The sequence below is a fragment of the Arachidicoccus sp. genome, assembly GCF_050436765.1.
Lineage (GTDB): Bacteria > Bacteroidota > Bacteroidia > Chitinophagales > Chitinophagaceae > Arachidicoccus.
The window spans coordinates 19,637-27,658 of the sequence record NZ_JBNQGD010000368.1; the positions used below are offsets into that span (position 1 = coordinate 19,637).

Consider the following 8,022-nt stretch of genomic DNA (forward strand, 5'->3'; position numbering starts at 1 on the left):
TATTGTTATGCATCAAATATTTAAAAGATCAATAGCATGTTTTGCTTTGTTTCTGTTAAGTCTAAATTCATTTGCTCAACGGGACTTTGCCACTAATTATTTTAAGATCCACATCGACAAGAAGGGCTTTATTACGAGTATGAAAAATATTACAGTAAAGCCAAATCGTGAATTTTCTCCCATTGATCAACCCTCACCATTAATGCTTTTGTATAATGGAGCGGAGAAAAGGTATTATCAGCCGGTGAAGGCAACATTTGAAAATAATAATACCATTATTTTATTGAAGTATTCCAATGGTTCGGTAGCTAAAGTGGCCATGCATGTGTATAAAAAATATTTTAAATTTACCCTACTGTCTCTCTCACAACGCGCAGGAATCGACGATATTCAATGGGGTTCTTTTTATACCAATATTACCAATTTATTCGGGGATGTGATTGGGGTTGCCCGGGATACCTCGGCAGCTATTAATTATGCCATTGGAGCATTGGCCTTGAATGATATTACGGTTGGCGGAAATTCAACGACCGAAGGCGATGCCGCTGCTTTTCAATATGTCATTCATTCGCCCGATGCCCACCGTTTTGCTCTACCTGACAGCTTGCACGAAGGCCAGTTATTTCCTATAGGCGGAAACGGAATTAGCGATGTTGCATTCTACGCGCATGCCGAACCATATTATAGAATCTTATACGGTAATACGGCCACAATAGATAACAAAGGCCGGGTCGCTGTTACTTATCACGCCCGGGACAGAAGCCGAAAAAGAGATATTTTGTTCTCCCTAATTCCTTTTTTAAAAAACGATGAACCTAACCACCAAGAGGTGGAGGGCTTACCCGGAGTCGACTTTATAGGTTCTTCCATTGCTTTATGGGGAAGCCCCGATAGTACGGCGCTTTTAAATGTAATGCAAAGTATCGTTCTGTCAGAAGGGTTACCACATCCTACGATCAACGGTAAGTGGATCAAAGATCCGGCACGCTATATACCCGATGTAACTACCAGCGGGAATTTGTTTGATAGCACGATCAGCTACGTGTCGCAAATGGGATTTAAAGCAATTGAAGCTAATGATCTTCCTTATTTTAAAGTGGATCGTGGCAATGAAGGCTATATTGACGGAAAGGAATTCGAAACGAAGCCATTTCATTTTTCAAGTGGAAATAAGTCGCACAAGGAATTTACAGACATATCCAACCCGCTTGGTATTTTAATGGGCCGACATACCATCACAATTGCGTTGGCACCCGGAACAAAAGATGTCAGCCCTATCCCCAGTGACAGTCTTTGCTATCAACAAAAAAGAATTCTTGCAAAAAGCATCAATACAACCGACACAAATATAATAGTAGATGATCCTAGATTTTTAAATGAAGTAGCTTCCTGGGAAGCACATTGCGTAAACCTTAATATTATAAAGATAGGCAAGGAACTTATTCATTATGATGGTGTCTCGGGCACTTATCCATATACCCTAAAAAATGTGACGCGTGGCTATTGGCACACAAAGAAAACAGCCCATGAAGCAGGAGATACTTTATATAAATTGCAGGCAACCCTGGACTACGGATATGACGGATTAATTCCCAACATCTATTTACAAGATAAAATTGCCGAATACTACGCGGACGTTAGTCGTATTAACGGAATCAGATTTATAGATCTGGACGGGCAGGAATTTCTTTTTAATAATGGACAAGGTTATTATTCCGTGAAACGATTTTTTAGAAAATTGTTTGACAGGGCTGCAATTGATAAGATACCTTATCTGCGGATCTCAGGGGCAACTTTATCGGAAGGTTCCTGGCACTATCAAAGTGTCTGGAATGTAGGGGGTGGCAAAAATATGTATGATCTTGCAACAGATCAGTGGGGTAGTGCAACGAGCGAGGGAAAAGATTTGCGGGATGTAGCATTTTCTAATTATTTCCCCGCATCATTTGGCGGTAATTTTGGTATAGATGCATCCTCGACACCAGCGCAGTATGAGCATATCGAAGCGATCTCTGTGGGCATCGGGGCAACATACATAATGCCTTTAAACCAGAAATCGGTAGAGAGTTGCCCACATAAATATGAAATCTTCCATACGATAAAGACCTGGGAAAATGCCCGCGCTGCCAATGCTTTTCCACGCTGGGTGAAGGCGCAGCTGGCGAATCCTGAAAATAGTTGGAAGCTGGAAAACGGTACCGACAAAAATACTTGGAAACTTTTTAATGTTACCGGGGGAAATGCGTCGAAGCCCATTATTTTAAAGAGAATGCCCGGGTATTAGGGTTTTTAATATAGAAAATTAATAGAAAACAACGATTAGTGAAATGAATAAGTGACTTCATTATAGGATTCAGTTAGGATGCTAATGGGGATTGGGTCTTTTATCATCGTTCCCATTCATGTGAGGAGCTGGTGACTAAAAAAAAGTATCTCTTAAGATATCCTATTAAATTATCCTTTCGGCGTTTAGACAAGGTTCAGGGTGATCATGCGTCGCTACTCCAGTGAATGGTAAATTACTAAAGGTGACGCAGACATTATTTGGCGGGAAGCTCCCTGGATAGTTAAAATTAAAGAACTAAGCAAATAAACAAAGGAAGAAGTTTAAAATCAATACATCGGTTTTAACCCCGTTAGTGCTATCATTGTTTCCGCTTTCGTTTAGGAACCTACAGCGAAGAACGCATGTGCCGGACAGCTGATTTGATTTTTTATATAACAAAGTAATATAAATGTCATGGAAAATAGACTAAGTAAGAAACAGATTCCTACAGGTTGTAAGAGACTTATGTTGGTTGCCCTACTCGTATGCATCGTTTCATGGATGCCGGCGAATGGTCTGGCAAATATCTGTACTTCAAAGCCGAAGGATAATACCGGCAAAAACCACACTTATGAGGTTTCCGTTAATGGTAATGATGGCAACGCGGGCACAAAGGCAAGCCCTTTGAAAACCATATCGGCTGCCGCGGCTTTAGCCTTGCCGGGTGATACGGTGCTTGTTCACGCGGGGGTATACCGGGAGCAGATCTCGCCGCCGCGGGGAGGCAATTCCAATGCTGAGCGGATTGTTTATCAGGCAGCTCCCGGTGAGAAGGTGGTGATAAAAGGTTCCGAAGTCATTAAAGGCTGGAAAAAATCGGAAAATGATACCTGGGAAGTAAAAATCCCCAATACATTTTTTGGAGATTTTAATCCTTACAAAGAATTGATTCATGGCGATTGGTTTTGGCCAACACCAAAGGACCAAAAATATCATAGAGGGGCTGTTTATTTAAACGGCGATTGGCTGATGGAGGCATCAAAAAAAGAAGCGGTGATGGCTGCTACAGATAAAAAAAATCCACTTTGGTGGGCAGAGGTAGACTCGACAACTACCACTATTTGGGCACAATTTAAAGATGCCGATCCCAATAAGGATTTAGTAGAGATAAATGTCCGCCCAACCGTATTTTATCCGGATAAACCATTCATTAATTTTATCACTGTACAGGGTTTTACAATGGAGCAGGCAGCCACCAACTGGGCACCCCCAACGGCAGAGCAAGTGGGCATAATTGGTACACATTGGAGCCGGGGTTGGATTATCGAAAATAATACCATTGAATATTCCAAATGTTCCGGTATTGCTTTAGGCAAATATGGCGATCAATTCGATAACAAGAATACGGAGTCAGCTGAAGGATATGTTGGCACGATCAAAAGAGCATTGGCCTTTGGTTGGAACAAAGGAACCATTGGCGGCCACATTGTTCGCGGTAACACAATCGCTTATTGTGAACAAACCGGCATCGTCGGTAGTTTGGGCTGTTCCTTCAGCACCATCGAAGCAAACTCAATTCATGACATATATGTGCATCGTTTATTCAATGGGGCAGAAATGGCAGGTATTAAATTTCACGGTGCCATAGATGTACAAATTAAGCACAATCATATTTACCGTGTAGGAGGTTTTGCCGGAATTTGGCTTGATTGGATGGCTCAGGGCGTTCAGCTATGCGATAATTTGATGAATGATAATTCGTTAGATATCTTTTTGGAAGTGGATCATGGGCCGATGCTGATAGCGAATAATATTTTATTATCGAAAAGCAATATTTATATGAACTCCCAGGGGGCCGCGTTTGCGCATAATTTGTTTGCGGGCAAAATAGACGTTATACACTATGACGCCCGGTTAACGCCATATATGAAGCCGCATTCTACCTATGTAGTGGCGCTTCACGATAACCCCAGCGGAGATGTTCAGTTCGTAAACAATCTGTTTGTTAACGGAGCAGATGTGCGTCCGTATAGCAATGCTTTACTGCCGGTTACTTTTAAGGGGAACGTCTATACAAAAGGAGCTCTGAGCGCAATAAAAAATAACGGGCAGGATAAATTTGGAGAAATGAATAAAGACGCCGAGAGGCAGATGAAAGCGTATGAAGAGCATGTCGCTACAAAAATAAATGCCTTGGTAGACAGTGACTTTGATGCAGGAGTTAATTTATTGCAGGAAGGTAAGAATATCTATCTCCAGATAGCTATTGACAAAAAATGGTTGGCCCTAAAACATAAGCTTGTAACCACCCGGACATTGACAAAAGCAATAGTATCTGACCTTCCTTTTGAGAATCCGGATGGTTCTGCGCTCCATATTGACATGGATTATCTTGGCAAAAAACGCAACTCTGCCAACCCTTCGGTTGGACCTTTTGAGATTAAAAGTTCAGGAAAACAAAATATTAAAGTATGGTGATGTATTTGAAGCAACGATTATTTTGGATGGCCCTTTTGTTGTGGCTGGGAGCGGCGGCTCAACCCGTCCGGCAGGAGAAGAATTTTGACGCCAATTGGTTATTCGCACGCTACGGATTACAACCCGATGGCTCAAGGATCGCGGAGCCTGGAAATAAAGAAAAAGGGGGTGGCAATCAACTCGGGTTGGCTCCGCAGGCAATAGGCTTTAATGATGCTGGGTGGAGAAAACTAGATTTGCCTCATGATTGGGGCGTTGAAGGGCCTTTTAGGCCGGACCTTGACGGCAATACGGGAAAGCTCCCATGGCGGGCAATTGGATGGTATCGTAAGCATTTTAAAATTCAACCGGCAGACAAACTAAAGCAGTTCTACCTCGATTTTGATGGGGCGATGGCAAATGCCCAGGTATGGCTGAACGGGCATAAAGTAGGGGATCGTCCTTATGGTTATAGTTCGTTTCGTGTGGATTTAACGCCATACCTTCTTTTTGGTAAAGATAATGTCCTCGCTGTTCGGCTTAACACAGAAGACTTGGGTTCAAGATGGTATCCCGGTGGAGGCATTTACCGAAACGTGCGGTTAGTTATAACCAATCCGGTACATATTGCCCATTGGGGCGTTTTTGTGACTACTTCGCAAATAACAAAACCCTATGCTAAGGCAAAGATTGCAGTTACTATTAACAATGATCTGGCTAAATCTGTAGATGTGCAATATGCAGTAGCTATTTATGCACTAGATAAAAATGATCAAAAAAGAAATAAAGTTGCGCAAAGTGAAAAGCAGACACTACATCTAAACGCGCATAGGGGAGTTGACGGTGTTGTTAATCTGCAGATAGCTAAACCTAAATTATGGGACCTGAAGAGTCCCAATCGTTATTTGGCTTGTGTATCGGTCTATGATCACGATAAAAAAATTGACCAATACAATACATCTTTCGGCTTCAGAACAATAGAGTTTACGCACGATAATGGGTTCTTATTAAATGGGCAGCGGGTGCAGTTGCAGGGTACCTGCAATCACAGTGATTATGGTGCTTTGGGTACCGTTGTCAATCGTAGCGCTATCGAAAGGAAGTTAACCATTTTGAAAAACATGGGGTGTAACGCGCTGCGCACTTCACATAATCCGCCTTCTGCTGAATTATTAAGCTTGGCTGATAAAATGGGATTCTTGGTAATGGATGAGGCCTTTGACTGTTTTCAGATTTCAAAAGATGCGAATGGTAACGACTACGCCCGGCACTTCAATGATTGGCACGAAAGAGATTTGGAGTCAATGGTAAAGATGGGTAGAAATCACCCTTCGGTGATCATGTGGAGCATGGGAAATGAAATCCCTGAACAATATGACTCATCTAAATTTTATTTGTTCGCACAATTGCGTGATATAATTCATCATTATGATAGTACCAGACCTGTCACTTGCGGTATTTCGGCACCCGATGAAACTGCCTTTCATGGGCTGGAGCTGATTGTAGATGTGCATGGGATGAATTATCCCTCCGGTGTATATGGCGGCCCGGATTTTTATGGAAAATTTCTACACTACAAAAACCATGAACATATAGCGGGTTTCGCTAGCGAAACATCTTCTGACATGAGCTCCAGGGGTGTATATTTTCCAAAGGGATTTCAGATGTCTTCTTATGATTTAAAAGCTCCTGGTTGGGGGTCTTTGCCGGACGCCGAATTTGCGGCATTAGATAAATATCCTGCTATTTGTGGGGAGTTTGTCTGGACGGGATTTGATTATTTAGGTGAGCCTACACCTTTTAATAGTGATGCAAGTCTCTTGCTAAATTATGCGACTTCATCTAAAGATGACTTGAAAAGAGAAAGTGAGAAGTTGAAAAAAATGGAGGCAGATCGCCCGACTTCTCGTAGTAGCTATTTCGGAATAGTTGATTTAGCGGGCTTCCCAAAAGATCGCTATTATCTATATCAAGCGAAATGGCGCCCGAACTTGCCAATGGTGCATATTTTGCCGCATTGGAATTTTGCCGATAGAATAGGAAAAGTTACGCCGGTGTTTGTTTACACATCGGGTGATGAAGCGGAACTATTTTTAAATGGGAGGTCGCTGGGAAGGAAAAAAAAGCAGCCTTACCAATATCGGCTGCGATGGAATGATGTGAAATATGAGCCGGGTGAATTAAAAGCTGTTGCTTATAAAGGTGGAAAAAAATGGGCGACGACAACAGTGAATACAACAAAGGCCGCGGCTAAGTTGCGGCTTTCTCCAAGCAAGCCTTCTATTGCCCCAGATGGGAATGATCTTGTTTTTATTAAAATAGAAATAACGGATAAAGACGGTAGAAGGGTACCTACGGCTCATAACCTTATTCACTGTTATTTGAAAAGTGAGGGCAAAATAGTGGCAACCGATAATGGCGACGCGACCTGTCTTATTTCCTTTCCCAATCCGATACGCCCTGCGTTCAATGGACTCATGCTGGCTATTGTGAAAGCGGAGCCTCATCAAAAAGAAAATTTGAAATTGGTTGTTGAAGCGCAGGGTCTGGAAAAAGCAATTATTGAAATACCGGTTAATGGAAATAAAGCTCCGACAGGCATAGCGGACGATTATTAATAAATAGGGAAAATAAAAGGATGCTGTTTTGGATAAACAATTGTGCTGTCGTCTTAGCGTAAAATGAAAGCTCCTTTCGTTGCAGCATTTACAAGAAAATTAAAACTTAAACTGGTGTGTAAAATCGATTGGTATAGATTAGGAATTATTTTAAAAAAGAACAGATGCATTTTAGAATTCGGGTGATTTTTTTGACTTTATTGGTAGGCGTTCTGACGCAGGCAAGCGCACAAAATAAACCAGATGTGTTTGCTGGTTTTGCATTACAGCAAAGGATGAAAGTACCTGGCTTGCAGAAAAATCCGGCGCCCGTTTTGCCACAAATCTATCTGCCTTGGAATGCAGCTGGTCACCGTGTTTTTACTTTTACCCGTCCCATTGATACGCAGCGACAGCTGAACAGGGAATTAGCGCGCATGCGTAAGCTATATGCTCCTTTTTTGCGCGACCTTGCACCCAAACTTCCTTTTACGAGAACTAAAGTTCCATTGGTTAGTTTTGAGTGGAAATTGTTAGCTACTGAAATGGGTCAGGATGCCAAGGGCAACTGGTATCCATTGCCTGGGGTTCACCATGTTGGTGATTCCACTCATTGGAAGAAAGTAACGATTCCTCATTATGAAGGGCCCATCAACAAAACGGAAGCGGTTTATCGCAAAGAAATAATCATTACGAACAAAC

Annotated in this window: 4 protein-coding genes; all 4 read left to right on the forward strand. The window is 42.1% G+C overall.

What is annotated here, in order from left to right; all coding sequences use genetic code 11:
- Positions 1-139: 139 nt before the first annotated feature.
- Positions 140-2,284, forward strand: a complete 2,145-nt coding sequence (locus ACQR30_RS15545) for a hypothetical protein (protein ID WP_429736674.1) — start codon at positions 140-142, stop codon at positions 2,282-2,284.
- 456 nt (positions 2,285-2,740) lie between these two features.
- Positions 2,741-4,744 (forward strand): right-handed parallel beta-helix repeat-containing protein, encoded by a 2,004-nt coding sequence (locus ACQR30_RS15550; RefSeq protein ID WP_429736675.1) that lies wholly within the window; start codon positions 2,741-2,743, stop codon positions 4,742-4,744.
- Positions 4,738-7,341, forward strand: a complete 2,604-nt coding sequence (gene galB / locus ACQR30_RS15555; protein WP_429736676.1) for a beta-galactosidase GalB — start codon at positions 4,738-4,740, stop codon at positions 7,339-7,341. The genes ACQR30_RS15550 and galB overlap by 7 nt, the downstream gene beginning before the upstream one ends.
- Before the next feature lie 164 nt (positions 7,342-7,505).
- The coding region (locus ACQR30_RS15560; protein WP_429736677.1) for a hypothetical protein at positions 7,506-8,022 on the forward strand (517 nt) is incomplete at its 3' end.

Bases quoted from the DNA above. Each gene is read 5' to 3' on its own strand.
- ACQR30_RS15545 (WP_429736674.1), top strand. From the start codon at position 140: ATGAAAAATATTACAGTAAAGCCAAATCGTGAATTTTCTCCCATTGAT.
- ACQR30_RS15550 (WP_429736675.1), top strand. From the start codon at position 2,741: ATGGAAAATAGACTAAGTAAGAAACAGATTCCTACAGGTTGTAAGAGA.
- galB (WP_429736676.1), top strand. From the start codon at position 4,738: ATGGTGATGTATTTGAAGCAACGATTATTTTGGATGGCCCTTTTGTTG.